The organism is Sporomusa sphaeroides DSM 2875 (genome assembly GCF_001941975.2).
GTDB classification, from domain to species: Bacteria; Bacillota; Negativicutes; order Sporomusales; family Sporomusaceae; genus Sporomusa; species Sporomusa sphaeroides.
In genome coordinates this window covers 345973-371142 of record NZ_CP146991.1, presented here as the reverse complement: position 1 = coordinate 371142, position 25170 = coordinate 345973, and the positions used below count along the sequence as shown (strand labels likewise).

The window sequence follows — 25170 nt, the reverse complement described above, 5'->3', positions numbered from 1 at the left end:
TAAACGACTGATCCTGATAAATTGCGTTCTCTTGAAATAGGGTCACTAAACTTTTGTATCTAACCTCAAATATACTTGCTTTGGAAAAAAAGAGGACTTGCCCTTAGTGTGAATGATTCTGCATTCCGCGAAAAATTCACAGCTAAAAGCAAGTCCATTATTCTGATGGTTAACAGGTCTTATCCCATACAACTTTTCCGTGCTTTATTACTTTACTCACAATGTTCATACCGGCATGATAGACTAAAAACTGGTGTGACGGATACTCTAAGAGAACCAGATCTGCCTCCTTGCCTACCTCTAAACTGCCTACCCGGTGGGCCGCGCCTACGGCAGCAGCGCCATTGATTGTCAGTGCATTGACTATCTCTGCCGCTGTCATGCCAAGCTGAGTTGCCGCAAGCGCGGCTACCAGCGGAATAGAATGACTGAAGCAGCTGCCCGGATTGTAGTCGGTCGCCAAGGCCACCGCGGTACCGCTGTCAATCATTGTCCGCGCCCGGGCATACGGTTCCCTAAGGCAAAATGCTGTCATCGGCAAAATAGTAGCCACTGTTCCACTGGTTCCCAAAGCGCTAATCCCGGCATCAGAAGCCTGCAGCAGATGGTCGGCCGAACAAGCCCCAAGCTCGGCTGCCAGTTCAGCTCCACCCAAAGAAACAATCTCATCGGCATGCAATTTAGCCTTGAGTCCCAGGGCTTTGGCGGCTGTCAGAATACGCCGCGACTGTTCTATCGAAAATATGCCTTTTTCACAGAATACATCACAGAAAACGGCTACTCCCTGCTCGGCAACAGCCGGCAGCACCTCATCAATGATAAAATCCACATACTCATCGGTTCGCCCTTTATAATCAGGCGGTATCGCATGAGCCCCCATAAAAGTCGGCACAACGTCCACCGGATGTTCCCGGTTCAGCTCATCCATGACTGCCAGTTGCCGCAGTTCTGTTTCGCAGTCCAGACCATAACCGCTCTTGCCCTCAACGGTAGTGACACCCATGGCCAGCATGGCATCCAGCCGCTGCCTGCCCAAAGCCTTCAGTTCTTCCTTGGTGGCTTGCCTGGTAGCCTTAACCGTGTTCAAAATACCGCCGCCACGCTCAAGAATCTCCAGGTACGGCAAACCGCCCAGCCGCCAGAAAAACTCGTCAGCACGATAGCCCCCAAATACCAAGTGCGTATGGGAATCAACAAATCCGGGTAATACACACCTGCCGGCAGCGTCCACTATCTCGCACTGAGCCTGGTCCACTTCCGGCAACTCATCGGTCTTGCCTACCCAGATAATTTTGCCGTCTTGTGCCAGCAAGGCTCCATCTGTAATAATTCCCATTTCTGCCATGGCCGCCCCCGCTTTGGGGGCCGGTCCGGCACAAGTTACCAGTTCGGCAGCATGTTTAATCAATAAAAATTTCTTGTCAGATTTTTGGATAAAACAGTCTCTCATGCTATTGCTCCTCTCAGCCCGGATATAGGTTTAGGATTTAGGATTTAGCCAATTCTAAATCCTAAATCCTATCATTTATCCGATGACTAACTCGCTCTAAGACTCCCGCTTCCATAAGCGTGAATTAAGAGCGAGTAAGTCCCTGGATAATTCCGACTAGGATTCAGATGGGATTAAAACCCCACCTGAATCAAGTCTCCATTTATTTCGCGAACAATTTAGCAACCAATCCCTCGACCAGCTCTTCTTCCGGAATATAGGGCAGGGTTGCGTGTCCCTTACCTGCATAATTCTGGTTGAACTCTACAATGGTTTCGATGGAGTGTTCATTTCTGGCCCAAGCCCGCCGGGCAACACCGCCAATAACGTCCCACAGCATAGCTTGCTTGAGTATCTCATCAACCCGGTGGCTGCCGTCAAGCACCATTCCAAAACCGCCGTTAATGGATTTACCAATACCCACACCGCCGCCATTGTGCAAGGCTACCAGGCTCATACCCCGGGCAGCGTTGCCGGCAAAGCACTGCACTGCCATGTCGGCCATGACGTTACTGCCGTCTTTAATGTTGGCAGTCTCTCTAAACGGTGAGTCTGTACCGCTGACATCATGATGATCCCGCCCCAGCATAACAGGTCCAATTTCCTGGTTACGAACCATCTCATTAAACTTAAGGGCTATCTTAAGCCGGCCCTCAGCATCCTGATACAGAATCCGCGCCTGCGTACCAACCACAAGTTTGTTTTGTTCGGCATCGCGAATCCAGATATAATTGTCGCGGTCCTGACCTCGGCGGTTAGGATCAATACACTCCATGGCCGCTTTATCAGTCTTCTGCAAATCTTCCGGAGCACCGCTCAGGCACACCCAGCGGAACGGTCCATAGCCATAGTCAAACAGTTCCGGCCCCATAATATCTTCTACATAGGACGGGAAAATAAAGCCGTCACGCTCGTCATACCCGTTCTTGGCAACTTCCTTGACACCGGCATCATAAATAGCTTTCAGGAAGGCATTGCCGTAGTCAAAGAAATACGTACCGCGTTCACTAAGTATCTTGATCAATTCAAAATGACGCTTAAGGCTCTTGTCAACCAAAGCCCGGAATTTTTGCCGATCACTCGCCAAGAGTTCGGTGCGTTCATCAAAAGTCAGGCCCTGGGGGCAATACCCGCCATCATAGGCTACATGGCAGGAGGTCTGATCAGATAAAAGCGGAATGTGTTTGTTGTTGGCAACAGCATATTCCAGTAAATCTACGATATTGCCGTGGTAAGCAATGGAAACCGGTTCTTTCTTTTGCTGATATTCTTCTGCCAGCGCAAATACTTCTTCCACCTTGTCAGATACCTTGCTGACCCACCCCTGATCATAACGGGTTTTAATGCGCGAATAATCTACTTCCGCAACAATGCCTACACCACCGGCAATCTCAATAGCCTTAGGCTGAGCGCCGCTCATGCCGCCTAAACCGGAAGAAACAAACAGATGTCCTCCGAGATCGCCTTCTGCCGGAATACCCAGCCGCTTTCTGCCTGCGGTAAGCAGGGTATTAAAGGTACCGTGAACAATGCCCTGCGGCCCAATATACATCCAGCCCCCGGCAGTCATCTGCCCGTAGTTGGCCACACCCATCTGCTCGGCAATCTCCCAATCCTCCTGGTTGTCAAACATGCCGATCATCAGCGCGTTGGTAATGATTACCCGGGGTGCTTCAGGCTTAGACGGAAACAGGCCCAGCGGATGACCGGATTCGAGGACCAGGGTCTGCTGATCGGTCATGACTTCCAGGTATTTTTTGATAAGCTGATACTGCAGCCAATTCTGACAAACGCTGCCGGTTTCGCCATAGGTAACCAGTTCATAGGGATAAAGTGCCACAGCAGGGTCTAAGTTGTTATCAATCATTACCTGGAAAGCCTTGCCTTCCACACAGTTGCCCTTGTATTCGTCAATAGGCTTTCCGGACAACTTTTCTTTCGGCATATAACGATAGGCATAAATTCGCCCGAAAGTGCGTAATTCCTCCAGAAACTCCGGCGCCAGTACTCTATGCAGTTCGGCAGGCACATACCGCAGCGCGTTCTTTAAGGCTACTTTAGTCTGATCAGGCGTCAGCCGGAAGCCGCGATTAGGAGCGCGTCTGATTCCCTCTTCAAATACAGGCATTTCCGGCAGAGTATTGTCAAGCTTGATTGTCATTGCATTGCCAATCCCAGTATTGTTTATCACCATGTTTTATCCTCCCCTATGACTATTTCAGGTTGCTTAGTTCCAATCTATCACAGTTTCCGTCTATCAAACGTCAAATTGGGGTAATCCCCAAACTTGCTATTTCCTGTTTCCAGTACCGCACTGCCTGTAACTGGCTTAATAGATTTTCATCGGACCAATAGCCGCCTCTACCACTTTAATCAGGGAGCCGTCAGCGATTAGCCGATATATACTTTGGATATCAGGTGCCGGTATCCGGTCTTCGTCCAAATGCGGCACAGCCTGGCGAATGGCCTTATGTGCCGCGCCGGTACCAACGCCTGGGGTCAGCGGGGCTAAAAAGTCAATGCCCTGGGCAGCCGCCAGACACTCAATCGCCAGAATATGGCGGACATTCTCCAAAATTTCCCGTGCCTGACGGGCCGCAATTGTTCCCATGCTGACATGATCCTCCTGGTTAGCTGAGGTAGGAATGGAGTCAGCACTTGCCGGATGCACCAGTACTTTGTTCTCCGACACTAACGAGGCTGCCGTATACTGGGTAATCATCAGCCCTGAATCTTCTCCCGGATAAGCAGTCAAAAATGACGGCAGTCCGCTCAAATGGGAATCCAGCAAACGGTTGGTACGCCTTTCCGAAATATTGCCAAGTTCGGCCAAGGCCAATTTCAGATAATCCATTACCAGGGCAATGGGCTGTCCATGAAAATTGCCGCCGGAAATGGCTTCACCGGTATCTGGCATAATTAACGGATTATCGGTAGCCGCATTGATCTCGATAGTAAGGGTTTCTTCCGCCCGCCGCAAAGCATCTTTGGAAGCACCATGTACCTGCGGAACACAACGCAAAGAGTACGCATCCTGTACTTTGGCACAATCGATATGCGACTCAATAATCGGACTGTGTTCAGTCAACCGCAGCATATTCTCCGTGGTAGCCACCTGTCCGATATGCGCTCTAACCTGACTAATTCGCGGATCAAAGGCAGTGCGGGTGCCCTTCAGGGCTTCGGTGCACAGAGCGGCTGCAACATCGGCGGCCTTCATCAGGTTCACAGCATCCTGCCATACCATTGAGCCGACAGCAGTCATTATTTGCGTACCATTAATCAAGGCCAGTCCTTCCTTACCGCCCAGGGCTATCGGTTCCAGGCCGCTCACTGCCAGTGCTTCTGCCCCACTCATTAACTTGCCATTAACATAAGCCTCGCCTTCTCCCAGCATGACTAACACCATATGGGACAGTGGCGCCAAATCACCGCTGGCTCCCACCGAGCCTTTTGACGGAATGGCCGGGGTTATGCGCTTGTTCAGCAGTTCTAAAAGCCGCTGTACCGTAGAAAGCCTAATCCCCGAATAGCCTTTGGCCAATGAGTTGGCCCGGAGCAGCATAACAGCCCGCACAACATCTTCCGGCAAATGCTCGCCCACGCCGGTGGCATGACTAAGAATCAGGTTTTTTTGCAGTTTTTCTCTTTTTTCCTTAGAAATAAAGATTTGGCTAAAATTGCCGAAACCGGTGGAAATACCATATACCGGAGTCTCAGCTTCCAGGATTCTATCCACAATGGCACGACTGTCCTCAATTTGTTTACGGCCCTGCTCGCTTAAACCTGCTTCCTCATACTCTCTGGCTACTTTTACAACATCTGATAGAGTTAACGCATATCCGTCTAATAATATCATGACTATACCTCCATTTTTTTGAAAATAAAAAAGAGGGTAAAACTCATCAATGAGTTTACCCCCTAATATCTCATAACTGTGGGCACGCTATTCAGTAACATTCGCATCTCACAAAAACCGGTAAAACTACTTCAATTAAACCATTCCGCCTAGCCAACTCTCATCTCTCGCATCTTAGGAAGGCACCTCATTTTTATAATAGTTGACAAGACTGCTAAAGTCAAGTCTAATATCTTTTCGACAAGGGAGGGTAAACTCATTTCCGAGCCTACCCCTTAGTTCTCATCATTTCATTATTGCTTTGGAACCCTCGCTGGCTTGTGGTTTGCATTTATAGCCAAGATACAAGACAATAAGCCAAATAGGGGTCAGGTACAAGGAAATGCGCCAGTCGCCGCCCATATACCCCATCAGGGCAAATACCATGGCCAAAAAGCCCATGCAAATATAGTTGGTGACAGGATACCATACTGCCGGAAAGTCGATCTTTGCCCCTTGGGCTAACTTGGCCTTGCGGAATTTCATATGACTGATACTAATCATTACCCAGCTAATAATATCAGCAGAAACAACCAATGCCATCAGATAAACGAAAACCTGACTTTCGATAAGATAGTTTAAAAATACCACCAAGCCCATCAGGAAAGACGAAAATAACACTCCCGCTACCGGTATTTGCGCCTTATTCAATTTTTTAAAAATGGCCGGAGCATTGCCTTGGTGCGCCAGATTATAAAGCATGCGTCCATTAGTGTAAAGACCGCTATTATAAGCTGAAAGAGCCGCCGTAATTACAACGACATTCAACAAGGCAGCTGCCGAGGAAATGCCTATTTTCGAGAAAATCTGGACAAAGGGACTGCCTTCGGCTCCGCCTACCCCTAATTGATTCCACGGATAGATCATCAAAATAACCAGCAAAGCGCCAACATAGAAAATCAATATCCGCCACATAACTTGGTTAATGGCCTTAGGAATAGTCTTTTTGGGATTATCGGCTTCCCCGGCTGCGACCCCTACCATTTCAGTCCCGCCGTAGGCAAACATGACAATAGCCAAAGAACAAAGGAAGCCTTCCAGACCATTGGCGAAAAAGCCGCCATGATTCCACAGATTACCCACACCGCTTGCGCTTCCTGCATCCCCTTTTAAGAGAATCAGTGTACCAAAAACAATCATACCGATAATGGCTACTACTTTGATAATGGCAAACCAGAATTCAAATTCTCCGTATAGCTTAACATTGATTAAATTAACCACAGTAAGAAAAGCCCAGCATACCAGGGCCGTGACCCACACCGGAATATCCGGCCACCAAAACTGAATATATTTCCCTACTACCGTCAGTTCTGCCATATTGACAAGCACATAGGCCATCCAATAATTCCAGCCTGACAGAAAACCGGGAAAATCCCCCCAGTACTTATAGGCAAAATGACTGAAGGAACCTGATACAGGTTCGTCAACAAGCATTTCACCCATGTGACGCATAATCCAAAAAATGATGATACCGCCAATCAAGTAAGAAAGCATAACAGACGGGCCAGCTATTTGAATAGCTTTGGTTGATCCGTAAAACAGCCCTGTACCAATTGCCCCTCCCAAGGCAATCAATTGAATATGCCGGTTTTTTAGCCCTCTGTGCAATCCTTCAGCTTGAGAATGTTCGGACACTTCGTTTTCCCCTCTTTCTTTTTAATAATAATCGAGTAAGAGGCTACGCATTAGTTGAGTAGCCGACTTCTCACACCACCGTACGTACGGATCCGTATACGGCGGTTCAATAGCTTAAGTGCAATACCTCGTATCTTTTGGCTATATCATCATAGCCGATGGATGCGAGGTATTCGTTCGTTAATGACCTGCATAAAATCCAGCTACCTGCAATACGCCAATATCCTAGTCGGGAATAAGACCATTCTCTAGCCTTCTGCTTTGGTATACCGTGGAGCATGAGGTTCTTAAATTTTGCGGAGGGTTTCTTCCACTGTTTCCAAAAGATTTGCCTTATTCTTCGGCGTATCCATTCGTTAAGAGATTTTATCTTGGAACTCATTTCAGCTATTGCATAATAGCCTAACCATCCGGTTGTATATTTCCTGATATTGTTTAGAATTGCCGGGATAGGCTTGGCTTGCTTTCTGCTTGTTAATTGCCTGATTTTGTTCTTGAATTTCTCCATCGACTTGGCATGTGGCCGTATACCCATTCTTTTCCCTGTCTTAAATAGGGAAAAACCTAGGAATTTAAGTTTTAATGGGCTCCCCGCCTTGCTCTTTTCCTGGTTTACCTTAAGTTTTAATTTGTTCTCAAGATATTTCGTGCTGCTGGTCATTACCCGCTCGGCCGCTCTTTGACTTTTGACGTAAATATTGCAGTCGTCCGCATACCTTACAAACTTATGACCTCTGCTTTCCAGCATTCGGTCGAAAGCCGTAAGGTATATGTTGCTGAGAAGTGGTGAAAGGTTGCCTCCTTGTGGCGTTCCCTCCGTTGTCGGACTGACTAAGCCGTTTGCCATAACGCCGCTCTTTAAGAACTTACGTATCAGCTTGATGACGTGCTCATCCTTAATTACTTCTCTTATCCTATCTATGAGAATGTCATGATTGACTGTATCAAAATATTTAGCGAGGTCTATGTCTACGACTCTGATATAACCCTGCTTATAATATTCTTCGGCCTTCTTCATGGCTTGATGGGCGCTGCGCCCCGGTCGGAAACCGTAGCTGTTTTCGGAGAAATGGGGCTCAAACATGGGTTGCATTACCTGTACTACGGCTTGTTGTACCATACGGTCTATGACCGTTGGTACTCCAAGGTTTCTCTTTCCCCCGTCTGGCTTTGGTATTTCTACTCGTCTGACCGGTTTGGGGTTGTACCATCCGGCACGAATACTTGCCAACAGTTCCTCTTTATGGTCCTTTAGATAGGGCAGCATTTCTTCTACTGCCATTCCGTCAACTCCCGGAGCGCCGCCGTTTCGCTTTACTCGTAGGTAGGCTGCATTGAGGTTGTCCCTGTGTAATATGGCTTCGAGCAAACGACTTGCACCGTCTTTCTCTGCGGTTTCAGGCGTAACAATGCTCCGCGCTCCGCTATTACTCTCTGTTTCCAACATACCCTCACACCGGTAGCCGACTTTCGTCGTTTTCTGCTCTCTTTGCATTGCTTCACCGTCCTCTCGTTCAAAGACTACTATTGTTCGGTCCTTCCCGGAAAAAAAATCCGGTACTATGACCTCTGCTGACTTCTTGCAATTTAGCCATACATCACTGCATGGGTTCTCCGGGTGTCATGGGGTTGCCTATGTCTTTCGGAGCCTTGCGAGACCTCCCCCGTTAAGAGCGATAACCTTCCCCTCATATATCTGCTACATTTACACCACAGGGTTCGGGCAGTATTGGACTTTGTTTTAGTTAGCAAACTCGTCCTCCCTGCATATGCCTTATATGTAGTTTCTATTCGTCAGACCAAGGGTTTGCATTAGGCTTACTTCAGATTCCGCCTCACGGCGGACACCCTTGCCCTCTGCTAACAGTTCCTACTGCCAAGCCTGTAGTGGACTTTCACCACCAAGTTATCACCCATTCGAGGCAAACTAAAAAGGAGGCAAAACTCAAATAGAGTTTTGCCCCCTAATTTCTAATAGCTATAGGCATTTCTACAATTTTAAATTTTCTTAACTTTAAATATATTATAAGTTAAGCATTCAGCACTTGTCAATGCTTTTTTTGAGCAGAAAACAACAACTGGAATTACCGCCTTATCGGCAGGCAATCTCCGCCGCGAGGCAGAACTCCGATCTTCCCATTAGGAATTTTCTGCAATACATAGTCTACTGCCGCCTGAAGCGTATCAAACTTTTCGTAGCCAAGGACACCAATATCCTCCTGACTCAAGCCGTCACTCACAATCAAAATGTTGGCTTTTTCACGAATTCTGGCATTGCAAATAGCAATATCAGCCGCCACCAAATCCGAACTTTCATCATCCAAAACTGTATGTCTGGCTACATCACAACCTTCCTTATAGGAATATTTTAACCACTCTCTCAGTTTCGGATGATTATGCTCAAGTCCTTCATAACACGGAGAAACGAAAATGATATAGCCACCGTTTTTAACGGTGAAATAAGCTGCAACCAGACCTTTCATAGCTTGCCAATAATCAATATTACACGGGTGCGAACTTACAATTGTTATATCAGCTAATGCCGGTATATCTACTCCGTAAACCTTGGCAGCTATTTTAGCCCCTTCGCGATGCGCTGTAACAAAGTCGCCTGCGACCACATCGACAACTTCCTGATTGGCATTCATAACTGTGTTGATGATGAATCGTAAGCCTACTCTCTCCGCTACCTTTTCAATTCCTAACCGGCACGGATTCTCGGCATCACCCAGCGGAATCTCTTCCAGCAATGCCCCTGTAATATGCGTGCTTGCCGTAGTAGCAATACCACAGATTCCAGGCTGCACAATTTTGCCGCCGCCGCTATAACCGGCATCACAATGTGGCACAATATTACCCAAACCTAAAATAAAATCCACAGCCAGTGCCCGTTTGTTCACCTGAACCGGTATCTTATTCTGCCCTGCTGCTACAGTACCCAAGTCGGCAATATCACTTTTTTCTGTACAGTCGTGCTGATAAATTCTAAGCTTGCGAAAAACATCCAAACCTACCTTCTCAATTATTTCTTCTTCAGTCATAATACGATGCGTGCCTGTTGCTATCAATATTTCAATTTGACCGGCTTTAACCCCGTGTTGCTCCAGATAATTAATCAAAACAGGCAAAATGCGTTTAACCGGCGTTTGCCGCGTATTATCTTCCACCAAAATCATAATTTTGTCTGACTGTGACACCAACTCTTTTAACGGCTTACAGCCAGTCGGACAATCTAGTCTGGCAAGCACCACAGCTTCTAAGTCAGCTAACGGAGAACACTCGGGCATAGTACCATTAAAAATTACCGAATCCGCAGAAACCGATGCTCTTACTGTCTCGTTCCCGTATGGCACTTCAATTAATTTCATCTGGCATTTCATTTTCGTTGCCTCCTATCCCATTAGTTAAGAATACAGTGTTGGCATCCTGTACCAACACTGTATTCTGGCATTTGCTACTTTCTGCGCAATATCGCAATTTCACCGTTATTTGCATCTACTCGAACTATATCGCCATTTTTAATACTGCTATAAAACTGTTCTTCCACTTTATCCACCATGGCAATTTCCATAATGATACCACTAGTGACCAACACTGTCTCAGGGTTTTTAATGACCATGGCTTTGGGGGCATTTTTTTTCATTAACAACTGGAACAGGCCGTCTGCCTGTACAACTGAACTGCCTTTACCGCCAGGAAACACCAATATCTTTTGCGCTACGCTTTGTCCTTCAATATCATGCCCACTCTCAATTACATTGCCTGTAGCGGGATCAACCAGATAGTAACAAATATCATCTTGGGATATGAGTACTTCACCTTCAACCACACCCTCTGAAAGCTTATGGCATAAAAAATTATCCTTCATTTATTCTACTTCTCCTTTCAATGCAGCTTGAACACTGGTTTCTAAATCCCTGATGACAAAATTTATTCCGCGTTTTTTCGGATAATATGCCAATTTAGGTGAATCGGTAATACCGACTTTCCCCTTCAAAAAATGCCAGCATGGCTGATCCATACAGGTTTCCTCTACAATATCAGCACCTGCCGCATTAAGAATTTCTTTAAGTCCCATTCTCTCGGCAAGATACTTATTATTAGCGGAAGTCATGATCCATAAATCAACAGCTAACTTCTGCCCCTGAACAATATCCGCCACTTGCTTTATTTGATTAATACTGAAATGCGGGCAACCAAATAAGGCAAAATCAATACGCCCTGGTGCATGCGAAATAGTGTCGCGAATTTCTTTTAAGTCCTGGTTGGTGATTACCACTTTTCTTGCCGGTTCCTTGCCGCCAAATGCCGCTTCAAGCGTCGGAGCCTCCGGCGTTACGCCTACGATATGATACATTCCGTAAGCCCCTGAGGTATTCAGCTGTGCTCCTAAATTCATTAAGGCTTCCGGCGTAGGACGTTTAGCTATGCCAACAAATACCGGTATTCCCGGTCCAATTTTTTTCCCCATATAGCCAAGCATTTGATAGGCAAAATCCTTATCCATATCGGCCTGTACTTCCACCAGGATATCGCCTTTACGGTTTTCATCCAGCAAAAGCCCGTATTCCGGTACTAGCCCGGTAATAGCAGCACATAACGCACTCAGCGAAGATTCCCGATTGCTTCTTGCTCCCCATACCGCATTTACATAGGGGGTAGCACTGGATTCCGAAAACCCGATAACTTCTTTAAACTGAGGAATATTACTGCCTAAATAAGGAGTGCAGTTGTAAGTCAGAACGGCTCCCAGCTGCTTGTAGACATTATGTGTTCTGTGCATCATATCTACATCTTCTGCTGTCATTGCCTTTTGTGACTGACAATGACCACAGAAATATTTCAATGAAAATCCTGGATTAACAGTAGGGGCAATCTTACATTTTGCACCTGCCTTTGCCATTTTTTCGGCAAACCATGTATCTGCATCCTGATTGCTAAGAGCCACATGGGCCCTGGTAATAGGAACCATACGGGCAGCACCAAACGCTTCCCCTGTTGCAACCTGCACTTTCATAGCTAAAGCAACGCCCTCACCATGTTTTCCTGCCAGCATCTCTTGTTCCATTTGTGTCAATTCCATCTCATTCATCCCCCAAACCAAGTTCTTATCCTTTAATTACATTGACAGTTTCGTCCGGTTTCATCAATCCCATTTTTTCTAAAACAGCTCGATCGGCAGGCGGCAATACCATCATACCAATGATGACAGCAATGAGAGAGAAAAGTCCCCCCACTGCCGCCGGACCAAAGCCCATAGGATGCCATCCCATATAACTGACAGCCCAGCCGATCATGCCGGCAAGCATAGCGTAAAATCCAGCCTTTTCACCAACCCTGGGCACAAAGAAACCGGCCAATATCGGCACCGTCAGAGATGCCCCCAGAATATCCGCACTGATTACAAATAGCTCAAACATGCCTGGTGCGGCAAATACAAACACTAACACTAACACGCCTAAGCCCAGTGTTGATATTTTTGAAAATTTCAACAATTCGGCATCGGTAGCATTTGGCTTGATGATCCCGTTATACAAATCACGGGTAAAATGGGTTGAAGCAACCAGCAAACAAGCCGAGGCTGTGCTGGTAATAATAGCGACTAGCGCCGCTAGCAGCAATCCGCCAATATAGGGACTGAAATGGTGGATTACCAGAGTTGGAAATAAGCTTTCCGGATTCGCAATATTGGGTTCTAAAACCTTGCCAGCAAATCCAATCATATAAATAAGCGTTTCAATAAACACAAAGCCTGCTACCAGATACATTAAACCCATGCGAGCTTCACGTTCACCTTTGGCGGCTAAAACCCGCTGCCACCAGTCCTGCATCGGTATGATCCCTAAAAAGAACACCAGGAACCACGTCAAAGCCTGCCCTGGCGAAATGTAGCCAACTAAACTAAAATGCTGCACAGGCACAGCGCTTGCTATCCCTTCCATTCCTCCAGCCTTCATATAAAGAACAGGAGCCATAATAAGAATACCGATAAAGACCAATGCACCTTTAACTACCCCGGTTATGGCAATTGCCCACATACCGCCATACGAAGTATACAAGATAGTAATCAGGGCGGCAATCAATACTGCGATATTGTAGTCAATGCCTGTAACGGTATTAATAATTCTGCCTATACCCATATACTGAAACGCAGCAATTGACATAAACGCAAACCACATCAAAGTAGCACCTATGTAACGAGCCGATTTGTTATAGCGCATCTCCAAAAAATCGGCAAAGGTATAGGCGTTACAATAAGTGCCAAACCGCCGGACACGCGCGGCCAAGAACAGCCCGATAAACAAAAACACCACTGCGTATCCCGCAGTCATCCACACCTGCGACAACCCGCGTTTCCATATCCACGCTGTTGTTCCCACAGTTGTACCGGCCCCCAAAAACGTTGCCATCATTGTAAAAAATACGAAAACTATTCCAAACTGCCGTCCCCCTAAAAAGAAATCTTCATTAGATGTCGTTCTTTTGCGACTATAGATAATCGCAATGGCGAAAGCGATAATAAAGTAAACTATCATGCTGACCGAATACACATTCATACTAATTTTCACTCCTTAATTTTAGATTTTTTAGGGTTGCTTTACTGTTTTACCTTGCCCCTTTTCCCAGATTGAAAAATACTATCGTTACCACAAACATAATATTACAGTTATCGCAAAATCAACGCCAAATTATCGTCAAATCTCTTGCAAATTTGGTAATTTGTTCAAGTGCATCTAATCTCTGTTTATGCTGTTGAGCCACTCTTGCATATATTTCCTTAGTTTTATTGCTAGGACATAAATTCAGTTCATCAGCCCATTTTTTTTCTAATTTATGATAAGTTTCAGTGACCTTATAAAAAGCTTCTTCACGTTCGTAAATCTTCATCAATAAACGATAGGCACTCTCGTTATACTCATCTATTTTTATTAATTGCTTAATGTGCTTTTTCGCATCTGTGTATTGTTTATTATGTATAAAATTCAGTATGCCACTAGTGAGACGCGTTATCATTATTTCTTTAAATTCCAGACGCTTTGCCATAACCCAATCGTCAAATAACTCCGCATCTCTGCAGTAAAAATTTTCTAGGAAATCCCCGGATTGCTTTTGCAAAAAATCCTGTACATCCGATTTATTCAATAATTCAATATCTGTTGCATAAATCAACTTACTATTGAGAGAAATCATTTTTCGAGTTGGTGTAATAAACAATTCAGGTGATATCATTTTTTTGATTGAATAAATTGTATTCCTTAAGTTCTTTTTCGCATCCTGATCCGCCTTTTCTCCCCAAAGCAACATTGCTAACTTATCACGTGTACATTCGCCCTCAACTAACAAATAATATAGTACCGCCTCCATTTTCGCAAATGGGAAAAATACTTTATTATCATTCCAGTAAATAGCAGGTGTTCCAAACATTACGACCCGTAACATACACATAAAAATCATCTCCTGTGAAATTAGAATGAAACTACTAAATATTCTGTCAAAAAAGCTCAACTATACCTTTTATCAGATAAAACTATATGTATTCAACTTGTATACAAGTTGCTTTAAAATTTTTTTCTTACATATTCTTCATAATGTATTCTTTCGACTGTATTAAGTGATTTTCCAAACTAGCACAAATCAAATTACTATCTTTTGCTTTTAATAGCCTTAATAATTCGAGATGCTGAAGTATAGTTACTTCCGAATTCCCCAATGATTTAGCCGCTAGCCGCTGATATCTAAGAATTTTACTGTTTAATAAATTATATATATGTTTTAAGATATTGTTATGACTCTTATATATAATCATACGATGCAGTTCATTATCTGATGATACAACCTGCTTCCAATTTATATTAGTATTATGTTTCAGTGCTTCCCACTCGGCTATCATTTTATTAATTTGCTGATCATCAATATAATGAATGGCTTTTTCTACGGCTAAGCATTCAAGGCTAATTCTAACTGAAAAAAGGTCGGAAAGTTCTTTTTCCGTAACGCTTTTAACAAACGTTCCACTCCCCTGAATTACTTCAATTAAATCATCTTTTTGCAACATCCTTAAGGCTTCTCTAATAGGTGTTCTGCTCATCCCTAATAAATCTGCCAATACATTTTCACTTAAAATGCCACCAGAAGGTATTTCATCATCAATAATCATATCTAGAATTTTTTGATAGGCCACTTTTGTTAATGTTTTTTTCTGTGGATTATTTATTTCCTGACTTAATTTAAACACATGATCCTCCTACCAACTTGTATACCATTAGTATACTTATCTATATTAAATACTGTCAATATTAAACGATAGAATTTTCAGTTATCTAGCAACTTAAAAATTCAAACTTAAGCAGATTGATAAAATTTATAAATTATACATTTACTATAAAAAGCTAAAACTCCTGTTAAATTAATAAAATTAACAGGAGTTTTTATAATCAGGCGATGCTCCAAAACAAGCACTAACTCCCCTTATAACCCGCATAGACTTCATCCAGTAACCGCTGATCGAGCACACTATCCAAATGCAGAAAAATTTCCTTCCCCCGCCGGTAATATTCTTCAACCGGCAACGGCAAATAATCCCTGAAGGCTTGCCTAAGCTTACCGTCTTGCTGCATCCAGATAGCAAGCTGGAGTTTTGTCCGCAAGATTACTCCGGCTTGGTAGGCATCATAATGCCTTTGTAAAATTGAATCGGCTGTTTTTAAATGCTGCCGTCCTGCCTCCGGCCGCTTATCCCTGATAGCCAGTAATGCCAGTAAAGAGTGCAGTGTTGAATAGCACCTGAGACACCAATAGCCACGCTGGTCCCCAAACCGCTGGCCTAGACCTAAGGCGTCCTCAAGGTATTGATAAGACTTACCGTATTCGCCCAACTCATAGGCAGCAAACCCGGCGTTGATGAGAAAGATGGAAAACCCGGCACTAACGGTATGTTTGCCGGTTATGCGTATAGCCTGTTCATAATAATATAAGGCTTCTGCCAGGTTGCCATCCGTCCGCCTGAGCTCACCGATATAATTATAGGCGGCTGCCATATGCAAACTATAATTAGAATTTTCTTCTCCCAGCCGCTTAAACACGGATAATGACTGCCGGTAACACTGTTCTGCCAGTTCCTGCTCTCGCCGTAAAGCATGAGCTATTCCCAAAAATCTGGATACAATAGCTGTCTTTTCCGCTAAATTTTCCTCATCGGCTTTCTTAAGCAGTTTCCCGGCAAACCATTCGATTAATCTTGGATGGCGAATTTGAATCCCACAATATACGACCTGCTGATACCCTTTAATCAGGTAATCGTCAAAATTCCACTTGGCTGACAAACGCAGCATTTGATGAATGGCTTTGAGACCCTCCCGATGATTACCCTGCCAAATATAATACCGCCCTAACATTTCTAAATACGCGACACGAAACCTGCTTATGCCCCTTTTATCCACCGTGCTGTGCTCCAGTGCGACTAAGAGCTCCCGGATATTGTCCAGCTGCCGCAGTATTTGTGCACCATCATCAAAAACACAGGCGTTACCACCCCGAAGAATTTCACTAAGGTCAGGGAATAGTTCATACTGCGGGCAAGAATACCGCTCGGCTATTTTAACAGTGTATTCCAGTACTTTGACTTTCTCCTCAATCTGGGAATAATGATACAAAATTTCCGAATATAAATCCTGGCCTCGGAAATCCCGCTCCAGCAATCCCTCCAGGTAGGTTCCGGCTTTTCTGTGCAGCATTCGCTGCCTGAGAGATGACAACTGGGAGTACACATACTCCCGGATTCGCGTATGGCTATATTTATAAATAGGTCCTCTACGCCCCAGTGCCGCGCTATCTACTTCCTGAATCAAATGTTTTTGCTGAATTTCTTCAATAGCTTCCACAATCCCGAATTCATCCATACCACAGACGGCGAAGATCTCATCATAACTAATATCGCTGAAAAAAACTGAAATAACTTCAAGTACTTTCCGGGCATTGTCCGAAACAGCATTGAACCGTTCCTGCAAAACGCCGCGCAATCGTGCCGAAAGCCCCAGTTCCTGTCCTAACTGAATAAGCTTGAAGCACTCCACTAAAAACAGCGCATTTCCCTCTGTATATTCATAAAGCTTCTGTTGTAATTCGGCATGTATCTTATCAGGCGGAAGCACCTGTGTTGAAAACCTGACCACTTCCTCCCGGCTAAAGTTTTCTAACACAATATATTCCAGCAAACCGGCCTTCTCAAACTCTCCGGTAAATCGCCCGCAGGCTTCCTGATATTCGCTGCGGCAGGTAGCAATACACAATACCTGTCTGCCAAGGACCCGGATAATAAATTTTAGCGCCGTCCACCCGGAAGTATCAAGCCATTGAATATCTTCCACAATCAAGAGCAGTTTCCCCTGACCGGCAGCCTGACCAAGTATGGCGCCCATGATTTCTTCCACCATACCGGCATGGATGTCATACGCATTGATTAAGCCGTGCTGGGGGGCTGATACTGTAGTGTTGACAAGGGCCGGAAAGACATAGGATATTACCTGCTGCCACATGGCAGGCAATACTACGCCTCTTTCTCCCAAGAGTCCCAATGCCTGACCTAGAATTTGGTTCCACGCCTTATAGGGGTACTCTTGTTCGGCTTGATAGCACTGGGTACGTAAAAGCACACTGCCACTGCCCACACGCTCTGTTAGCTGCTGCACAATGGCCGTCTTTCCCACACCCTGTTCACCACAAACCAGAACCAGCGACCTTGGTTGCCGCCCGGCGCAAAAGTTTTCATACATATTGGTAAGCAGTGCTAATTCCCGTTCCCGTCCGAAAAATATTTCCCCGCCAAACTCTTTCGGTCTGTCCGGCTTAACGAATTTCCGCGCTCGAATACGATTATAAACTTCTTTTGTTTTATCGTCAGGTTCTAATCCCAGTTCAGCGCTAACTTTTGCAGCAAGTGCGCTATATACATCAATAGCCTTATTAAAAGCGCCTTCGCGTTCATAAATTTTCATTAGCGCGCGATAAGCGCTTTCATTAAGTTCATCCAAGGCAATCAGACGCTTCAGGTAACGTTTGGCACTTGCGTAATCCTTATTATTCATCTTGCCTACAATGATTTTGGTAAAACGGGAGACCAGTTCTTCTCTGATTTGCTCCCGTTCACCACTTAACCATGTTTCAAACAGCTCGGCGTCCTTACAGGCAAAGCCTGCTAAAAATTCTCCCCGGTATAAAACCAGCGACTCCTCCAGCCCGGCAGCAAAAAATTCTTGTAAATCGGTGCTGGCAGCAATGGCTTGGCTATTCAGCAGCACATTAGCCCGTGATGGTGTCAACAAAAAATCATCGGCAATCAGCTTTTTAAGCAGATAAATAGTATTGCGCAAATTTTTCTTAGCTGCCGCGTCCTCCATATCACCCCATAATAGTGCCGCCAACTCTTCCCGCGAAGCACTTTTCTTGACTAAAAGGTAATAAAGAAGCGCTTCACTCTTGGCAAAAGGGAAAACCAGTTTCCTGCCATTCCAGTAAACTTCCGGACTTCCCAATAATACTGCGTTTAACTCGCCCATCACAGTTTCATCTCCCATTATGGTACGAACTCTAATTGTTAACTACCGCTCGCAAAGTTTAGAACAGTTTGATTATAACAATATTTTTGACTCCAGGCTACGACAAATCTTTACATTGTAGCGGTAATGGACTTAAAACACTGGATGAGGAAGTTGTTTTTATTAGGCAAATTAACAACTGATTTAAGACAATCCCCCTCAAAAAAAGAGATTGCCGCAATGGCAATCTCTTTTTTTTTTTACGGCAGCAACCCCATCGGGTCTACCGCCTCACCGTCTTTTTGGATTTCAAAATGCAGGTGCGGACCTGTCGAATTGCCGGTATTTCCCATGGAAGCAATCCGTTGACCTGCCCGTACATATTGGCCCCGTTCAACAAAATAATCGTCCAGATGACCATAGAGACTGACATAACCGCCGCCATGATCCAACATGACAGTGTAGCCGTAGCCGCCCCGCCATCCGGCCCAGATGACTCTCCCTGCCCGGGCAGCCATAACATGGGTGCCAATATCGTTGGCAAGATCAACACCGGCATGGAGTCGGCCCCAGCGCCAGCCAAACGGAGAGGATACTTCGCCCCTGGTCGGCCAAATAAACCGGCTGACCGTGGCCCGCGCTACCGCCGTTTCGGCTCTGGCCCAACGTGCTCCGGGAATGAAAAGTTTTTCGCCAACAGCAAGATGATCATCCTGTTTACTATTGGCTGACTTGATTTCCTCCACCCGTATACCATATGTATGCGCAATATCCCATAAGGTATCTCCGGTATTTACCTGGTAAATTACGCCCTTATTGGCCACTATATCCAGTTGGTCACCAGGGTGAATAAGGTCGCTGATGCCAGGGTTTGCCGCCATTAGTGTATCAAGGTCAATGCCATGTTCCTGAGCAATACCACTCAAAGTGTCTCCAGCCACTACCGTATATTTTTGGATTGGCTGCTGACTTGACTGGACAGCGGCAGTTGGGGGTGGTTCCACCACTTGTTGTTCTTCGGCTGCAGGTGTTTTCACAACCGTCTCCGGCGAGACCCTCGGCCCGGGAGCAATCCAAACTCCGGTCAGCAGCGCAACCCCGCCCAGACAGGCCCATTGCTTGTTACTTATTCGCGGCAGCTTCAAATACATCACCTCGCTTACTGGTCTAATGTTGGTTAACAGTTAGTCTGTTAACTCAAACTATCCCCAGTATTATCATAAGCACTAGACTCACAAAATATGCATAACTTGGATGATTTTACTGAAAACTTACATATTGTATAGTATTATTACAAAAAATATTCATTTTTCCGGCATAAAAAAACGACTTACCGCCAGGCCTTTGGCCTAAACGGAAGCCGCTGCAACAAGTTCACTTAGTTAATATAAACAGTATCGGTGCTTGAACCAAATCGTCTTTGCCTACCTCCGGTTTATACTATAAAACCGCCTGTTTTACGCCGTCAGCTGCCCTATTCAGCATATCTCTCCAAGCCGTAAGCCACCAACTCCTGACCCTGTTTTACCGCCAAGCCTCCCCGATAATAAAACACTGTGCCGTCAGCTTGAGCCCGGTACTCAGCTATGGTGTTCCCGAAAAAATCCTCCATCCGTCCGAGCAAATCGCCCTCCTTGACGGCTGCATTGGCAGTAATGACAGGAAACCAGAGACCGGCATGCGCGGCAGACAAATAGATAGTTTTATGAAACACCTTTTTGGGGCATACAGCCTTATTATCCTCATAAGGGTATACAGCCAGATGCCTGAGCAAAAGCCGGATATCCCGGTAATATGCCTCGACCCAACTATCTTCGCACAGGCCGCTATGGCCGCGTTCCAACAACAGCCCCGGAATTTTCAAGGCGCTGGCAGCATAGCTGTAGTGGCCTGTTGCTGCCGTTGAAGCGATCAAATACGGAATATCGGTAACATAAGCAGCGGCTTTCGCTGCCTGCCGCACCACATCGCCTGCGGTATCCGGGAAAAACAGGCATGGCGTCAGCGGCTCCATGGCGCTCCCGCTATGCAAGTCAATGATAAAGTCTGTTTGGGGAAATATATGTCTGACAAAAAAGTCGGCGATTCGCTCACCTGCTGTCCCATCAGTTTTACCTGGGTAGTTGGCGTTGAGATTGGCGCCATCTGACGGCACATACCGGCTGCCTGCCCAAAATCCGGCTGTGTTAACACAAGGGATGATCAAAATTTGTCCGGTTACAGCCGCCGAGTCAATTTCATTTGCCGCTCTGATTGCCGCAATGATACCCGGATATTCATCGCCATGAACGGCTGCCGTGATTAGAACAGTTTTTCCGGGCTTCTGCCCTTTGATCATCACTGCCGGCATTTCGCAGCCGGCAATATCTGCAGTCAGCATAATCTGCTTTTTTTCACCGCATGCGACTGCCTGTCCGCATATTGTCCAAGTATTCATAGCTATCCCGCCTTTTATAATAATAGATGACACGCCGCTTGATGCTCTGAAGCAATCTCCCGCAGCGCCGGCTGTTCATGCCTGCAAATTTCCACGCAGCTGGGGCAGCGGGTATGAAAGGAACAGCCGCACGGCAAATCAAGCGGACTGGGCACATCTCCTTCCAGCGTATTGAGCGGCTTGTCAAAATCCATATCTGTTGCGAAAACAGAACCCAAGAGTGCCTTGGAATAGGGATGGCAGGCCTGATTCCACACCTGATCACCAGGCAGAGCTTCCACAACACCGCCCAGATACATAATCATTACCCGGTGCGCTATCGACTGGACGAGCGCCAGATCATGACAAACAAAAATGATCGACAGTCCGCGCTGTCGTTGAATGTCTGCCAGCAGTTCAATAATCTGCCGCTGCACCGACACATCCAAGGCGGAAGTGGCCTCATCACATATCAGAATATCCGGATCAAGCGCCAACGCCCTGGCTATGGCAAGCCGCTGCCGCTGGCCCCCGCTCATGGAATGAGGATACCGGTCCGCGTACTCTGCCGGCAAGCCCACCAGTTCCAACAGCTCGGCTTGCTTGTCCAGCAGCTCCTGCCGGGAAAGCTTACGAAAATTGCGGAGCGGTTCGGTAATGGCTTCACCGACCTTCATTCGCGGAAAAAAACTGGCAGCCGGATCCTGAAATACCATTTGAATATGACAGCGATTGCGGCGCAAAGACTCGCCTTTGAGAAAAGTGATCTCCTGTCCATTGAAAAACAACCGGCCTTCAGCAGGACGTTCCAATTGGGTCAGAATCCGCAGCAGCGTACTTTTGCCACAGCCGCTCTCGCCCACAATGCCCAGCGTTTCTCCCTTGCGCAGCGTGACATCGACAGCACGGCAAGCGGTAAGAACACGACCGGTATCGGTTTTGTAGCACTGCGTCAAGCCCTTGCCCTCCAGAATAAAGTCAGACATAGCGTTCCCCCCTCATGGACGGAACAGCCTCCAGTAAATCCCGGGTATAAGAGGCAGCCGGCTGATGCAAAAGACTCTCCCTGGTTCCTTGTTCAACAATGCGGCCATCTTTCATGACAATGATGCGGTCTGCCATATAGGCAGCCACACCAAGGTTATGGGTTACCAGCAGAATCGCAGTGCCATATTTCCCGCGCAGCTCCAGCATCTGCCGGATAATCTGCGATTGGGTTGTAACATCCAGGGCGCTGGTAGGCTCATCAGCCAACAGAATCCGCGGCTGAAACACCATCGCCATAGCGATGCCCACCCGCTGGCGCATCCCGCCGGAAAGCTGAAAAGTATACGAATTCATGATGGTTTCGCTATGGGGCAGTCCCATGCGCTCCAGCATCACCCGCCCCAGCTCCCACGCTTCCTGCTTCTGCACCGACTGGTGGGCGCGGATATATTCAACAAACTGACTGCCAATCCGGCGGATGGGGTTGAGCATAGCTCCCGAATCCTGAAAAATCATCGACATTTGCCTGCCGCGCAAAGCCTGCCATTCCTTGGACGATAACGTAAGCAGAGATTTTCCGTTAAACAGAATATCCCCGTCGACGACTTCGCCGCCGCCGGGTAAAAGTCCAATGGCCGTCCGGATGGCGGTGGTTTTGCCGCTGCCGCTTTCGCCCACCAGCGCGACAATCTCTCCCGCCGCCACATCTAGTGTAAAGCCTGTAAGGGATGGGCCCCCATCCCCATAGGCAACCGATATATTACGAAACTGCAGTATCATCGCATTACCTTACAGGCTTGATACCGGTAGTCAGCCAGTAGTAGTCGATAGTGGCAATATCTGCCCCTGTAACCTTATTAGCCCGGCTGAACATCCGGCTGTTATAATAGCCATAAGCAATGGTAGCGGCATCATCAATCAGAATCTGCTGCAGCTGGGTAATAAGCTCCACCCGGCGATCCTGGTTCATCTCTACCATCAGCTGCTCAAAAGCGGCATCATACTTGGGATTGGAATAATAGCCGAAACCGCCGGAGTTACCGGAGTACCAGTTGCCCAAATAGGCTTGCGGATCACCTACACCCACAGTAAGCGTATTGCATGTCCACAGATCGAACTCGCCGGCCTTTAACAGGGCAAGTGCAGTGTCATAATCGCGGATGTTGACTGTTACCTTAATGCCGATTTCGGCTAGCTGGAGAGCAACGGCCTCGGCAAAGTCGTTCAGATTACGGCTGGTAAAGGCAACATGATCCAGATTGATCATTTTCCCGTCAAGCTCGCGCCAGCCGTCACCGTCCTTGTCTACAATGCCTGCCTGGTCCAAGAGGGCTATAGCCGCCTGTTTGTTAAAGGGAAACGGATTGGTCAGCTTGTCATAATTATAAGCCAGGGAAGAAGGCAATACCGAAATGCCCGGCTTATACATGCCTGATGTCGTGATATCACACATGGTTTGCTTATCCAACGCCATCATAATAGCCTGACGCAATGCGTCATTTTTCAGTACCCCGTGGAAATTCATATAGGCGTTGGCGGTACGCACACCCGCCGCCGTGGAAACATAATAGGCATTGTCGCTGGAAAGCGATTTCAAATCACTGGCAGTGGTAATATTCTCGACCAGATCAACATCGCCCCGCTTCAGCGCCATGGCCTTGGTGGAGCTGTCATCAATAAACATAACCGTAACCTTTTCATAAGGAGCAGCTCCATTCCAGTAATGCGGATTGCGGGACATCTCCACACTGACACCGGCTTTAAAACTGTCCACCTTATACGGCCCTGTCCCGATAATTTCCTTGTCAGCCACAGACGCATCAATAATGGCGAAATAAGGGTGTGACAGAATGCCGGGGATATTAGAGGTAGGCTTACTGCACACGATGGTTACCGTTCCAGCTGCGTCATCTGCCGTAATGGAATTGTAAATCAAATAACCCTTTGGCTTGGAGTTGCCTTTGCCGCCCTGCGCAGTATCGGTATTTTTGTACAGGCGCTCAATAGACGCCTTGACGGCTGTAGGGGTAACATCGTTGCCGTTGGAGAACTTGACGCCCTTGCGAATATGAAGTGTCCAGGTGGTGTAATCGTCCGAAACCTGATAACTGTCGCTCAGATTAGGCTCGGCTACCACCTTATCGGAAAAACGGAAAAGACTCTCGGTGACAGCAAAACGCATCGCGACCCAACTGGAATTTTCATTATTGGCCGGGTCGAAGGAATCTGAATAATTGTAGCAGCCAAATTTCAGATGATTGTTGGTGGCAGCTGCTTGCTGTGAATTGCCGCCGCAGCCTGTTGTGACAGCCAGCATGCAGACAATCAGCAGCAAAGCTGCAGCCTTGATTTGCTTGTTCATGTTTGGTACTCTCCTTTTTTTCTGAAAAATATTAATTTGCTCCTTCGGGTCAAGAATATCCCGCAAGCTGTCCCCTAATAAGTTGAATGCCACCACCGTAATGAAAATGGCAAGCCCGGGAAAAAGCATCAGCCAGGGGGCAGCTTCCAGATAGGCCCGGCCTTCATTGAGCATATATCCCCACTCAATCGAGGTGGACTGTGCGCCCAGCCCCAAAAACGAGAAAGCGGCAAGCTCCAGCATCATCCCCCCCATATCGGTCGCGGCAGTAATGGCTAAGGTGGGTAAAACCGAAGGCAGCATATATCGCCAAAGGATATACCGCGTGCGGGAACCAGACATAATGGCAGCCAAAATATAATCTTGATGCTTGACCTTTAGCACCAGGCTGCGGGCCAGTCTTGCGTACTTGGTCCAGCTAACCATAGTGATAGCGATTACGGCATTGGTGATGCTCGGCCCCATGATGCCTGCCATCGCGATGGCCAGCGCCATGCCGGGAAAGGATACCATCATATCGGAAATACGCATGATTACCGTATCGGTTTTGCCGCCCATGTAGCCGGACACAACCCCAAGCACACCGCCTACGGTAAAGATACTTACCACTAAAACCAAAGTCGAAGCCAGCGAGGTGCGGGTACCATAAATAACCCGCGAGAACAAATCCCGCCCCATACGATCGGTGCCAAACCAGTGTTCGCTGCTCGGTGGTTTGTTGGCTGCAGTCAACACAGCCTGTCCCGGATCATGGGTAGCAATCTGCGGGGCAAACACCGCCACTGCCACGATGCCTAACACCAAGGCCAGAAATATGTAAAATTGACATCTGCTCCGCGCCATCGCCGG

17 protein-coding genes are annotated in these 25170 nt (G+C 46.7%); all 17 read right to left on the bottom strand.

Going from position 1 to position 25170, the window contains the following annotated elements:
- Positions 1–169 precede the first annotated feature (169 nt).
- The gene (hutI, locus tag SPSPH_RS01585; protein ID WP_075752575.1) at positions 170–1450 is read right to left on the bottom strand and encodes an imidazolonepropionase; all 1281 of its coding nucleotides are present in this window, start codon (positions 1448–1450) and stop codon (positions 170–172) included.
- Between the two features lie 202 nt (positions 1451–1652).
- Positions 1653–3683 (bottom strand): urocanate hydratase, encoded by a 2031-nt coding sequence (locus SPSPH_RS01580; RefSeq protein WP_083945351.1) that lies wholly within the window; start codon positions 3681–3683, stop codon positions 1653–1655.
- A gap of 135 nt (positions 3684–3818) precedes the next feature.
- Complete coding sequence (hutH, locus tag SPSPH_RS01575) at positions 3819–5348, bottom strand: histidine ammonia-lyase (protein ID WP_075752573.1); 1530 nt, start codon at positions 5346–5348, stop codon at positions 3819–3821.
- Between the two features lie 285 nt (positions 5349–5633).
- Positions 5634–7022: an amino acid permease gene (locus tag SPSPH_RS01570; protein WP_109298162.1), complete on the bottom strand. Its 1389-nt coding sequence runs from the start codon at positions 7020–7022 to the stop codon at positions 5634–5636.
- Positions 7023–7128: 106 nt separating this feature from the next.
- On the bottom strand, positions 7129–8517 hold the full coding sequence (ltrA, locus tag SPSPH_RS01565; RefSeq protein WP_075752891.1) for a group II intron reverse transcriptase/maturase: 1389 nt from the start codon (positions 8515–8517) through the stop codon (positions 7129–7131).
- Between the two features lie 589 nt (positions 8518–9106).
- Positions 9107–10402 carry a nickel-dependent lactate racemase gene (gene larA / locus SPSPH_RS01560; RefSeq protein WP_109298161.1) on the bottom strand — a complete coding sequence of 432 codons (1296 nt, stop codon included), beginning with the start codon at positions 10400–10402 and terminating at the stop codon, positions 9107–9109.
- Between the two features lie 74 nt (positions 10403–10476).
- The gene (locus SPSPH_RS01555; RefSeq protein WP_075752569.1) at positions 10477–10890 is read right to left on the bottom strand and encodes an aconitase X swivel domain-containing protein; all 414 of its coding nucleotides are present in this window, start codon (positions 10888–10890) and stop codon (positions 10477–10479) included.
- Positions 10891–12105, bottom strand: a complete 1215-nt coding sequence (locus SPSPH_RS01550; protein WP_075752567.1) for an aconitase X catalytic domain-containing protein — start codon at positions 12103–12105, stop codon at positions 10891–10893. It lies immediately after the preceding gene.
- Positions 12106–12130: 25 nt separating this feature from the next.
- Entirely contained in the window at positions 12131–13579 is a 1449-nt protein-coding gene (locus SPSPH_RS01545; protein WP_075752565.1) for a sodium:solute symporter family protein, read from the bottom strand.
- A 121-nt stretch (positions 13580–13700) separates the two neighbouring features.
- Positions 13701–14468: an AfsR/SARP family transcriptional regulator gene (locus SPSPH_RS01540; RefSeq protein WP_075752563.1), complete on the bottom strand. Its 768-nt coding sequence runs from the start codon at positions 14466–14468 to the stop codon at positions 13701–13703.
- A 127-nt stretch (positions 14469–14595) separates the two neighbouring features.
- Complete coding sequence (locus SPSPH_RS01535) at positions 14596–15258, bottom strand: GntR family transcriptional regulator (RefSeq protein WP_075752561.1); 663 nt, start codon at positions 15256–15258, stop codon at positions 14596–14598.
- Between the two features lie 223 nt (positions 15259–15481).
- Entirely contained in the window at positions 15482–18577 is a 3096-nt protein-coding gene (locus SPSPH_RS01530) for an AAA family ATPase (RefSeq protein ID WP_075752559.1), read from the bottom strand.
- Between the two features lie 239 nt (positions 18578–18816).
- Complete coding sequence (locus SPSPH_RS01525; RefSeq protein WP_075752557.1) at positions 18817–19707, bottom strand: M23 family metallopeptidase; 891 nt, start codon at positions 19705–19707, stop codon at positions 18817–18819.
- 323 nt (positions 19708–20030) lie between these two features.
- Positions 20031–20993 (bottom strand): M14 family metallopeptidase, encoded by a 963-nt coding sequence (locus SPSPH_RS01520; RefSeq protein ID WP_075752555.1) that lies wholly within the window; start codon positions 20991–20993, stop codon positions 20031–20033.
- 14 nt (positions 20994–21007) lie between these two features.
- On the bottom strand, positions 21008–21958 hold the full coding sequence (locus SPSPH_RS01515) for an ABC transporter ATP-binding protein (RefSeq protein ID WP_075752553.1): 951 nt from the start codon (positions 21956–21958) through the stop codon (positions 21008–21010).
- Positions 21951–22739, bottom strand: a complete 789-nt coding sequence (locus tag SPSPH_RS01510) for an ABC transporter ATP-binding protein (protein ID WP_198930878.1) — start codon at positions 22737–22739, stop codon at positions 21951–21953. The genes SPSPH_RS01515 and SPSPH_RS01510 overlap by 8 nt, the downstream gene beginning before the upstream one ends.
- Before the next feature lie 4 nt (positions 22740–22743).
- Complete coding sequence (gene nikC, locus SPSPH_RS01505; protein WP_083945348.1) at positions 22744–25164, bottom strand: nickel transporter permease; 2421 nt, start codon at positions 25162–25164, stop codon at positions 22744–22746.
- Between the last annotated feature and the right edge of the window lie 6 nt (positions 25165–25170).

What these genes read in the sequence shown, in the direction of transcription:
- hutI (WP_075752575.1), bottom strand. Translation starts at nt 1,450, where the DNA reads ATGAGAGACTGTTTTATCCAAAAATCTGACAAGAAATTTTTATTGATT.
- SPSPH_RS01580 (WP_083945351.1), bottom strand. Translation starts at nt 3,683, where the DNA reads ATGGTGATAAACAATACTGGGATTGGCAATGCAATGACAATCAAGCTT.
- hutH (WP_075752573.1), bottom strand. Translation starts at nt 5,348, where the DNA reads ATGATATTATTAGACGGATATGCGTTAACTCTATCAGATGTTGTAAAA.
- ltrA (WP_075752891.1), bottom strand. Translation starts at nt 8,517, where the DNA reads ATGCAAAGAGAGCAGAAAACGACGAAAGTCGGCTACCGGTGTGAGGGT.
- larA (WP_109298161.1), bottom strand. Translation starts at nt 10,402, where the DNA reads ATGAAATGCCAGATGAAATTAATTGAAGTGCCATACGGGAACGAGACA.
- SPSPH_RS01555 (WP_075752569.1), bottom strand. Translation starts at nt 10,890, where the DNA reads ATGAAGGATAATTTTTTATGCCATAAGCTTTCAGAGGGTGTGGTTGAA.
- SPSPH_RS01550 (WP_075752567.1), bottom strand. Translation starts at nt 12,105, where the DNA reads ATGGAATTGACACAAATGGAACAAGAGATGCTGGCAGGAAAACATGGT.
- SPSPH_RS01545 (WP_075752565.1), bottom strand. Translation starts at nt 13,579, where the DNA reads ATGAATGTGTATTCGGTCAGCATGATAGTTTACTTTATTATCGCTTTC.
- SPSPH_RS01540 (WP_075752563.1), bottom strand. Translation starts at nt 14,468, where the DNA reads ATGTGTATGTTACGGGTCGTAATGTTTGGAACACCTGCTATTTACTGG.
- SPSPH_RS01530 (WP_075752559.1), bottom strand. Translation starts at nt 18,577, where the DNA reads ATGGGCGAGTTAAACGCAGTATTATTGGGAAGTCCGGAAGTTTACTGG.
- SPSPH_RS01525 (WP_075752557.1), bottom strand. Translation starts at nt 19,707, where the DNA reads ATGTATTTGAAGCTGCCGCGAATAAGTAACAAGCAATGGGCCTGTCTG.
- SPSPH_RS01520 (WP_075752555.1), bottom strand. Translation starts at nt 20,993, where the DNA reads ATGAATACTTGGACAATATGCGGACAGGCAGTCGCATGCGGTGAAAAA.
- SPSPH_RS01515 (WP_075752553.1), bottom strand. Translation starts at nt 21,958, where the DNA reads ATGTCTGACTTTATTCTGGAGGGCAAGGGCTTGACGCAGTGCTACAAA.
- SPSPH_RS01510 (WP_198930878.1), bottom strand. Translation starts at nt 22,739, where the DNA reads ATGATACTGCAGTTTCGTAATATATCGGTTGCCTATGGGGATGGGGGC.
- nikC (WP_083945348.1), bottom strand. Translation starts at nt 25,164, where the DNA reads ATGGCGCGGAGCAGATGTCAATTTTACATATTTCTGGCCTTGGTGTTA.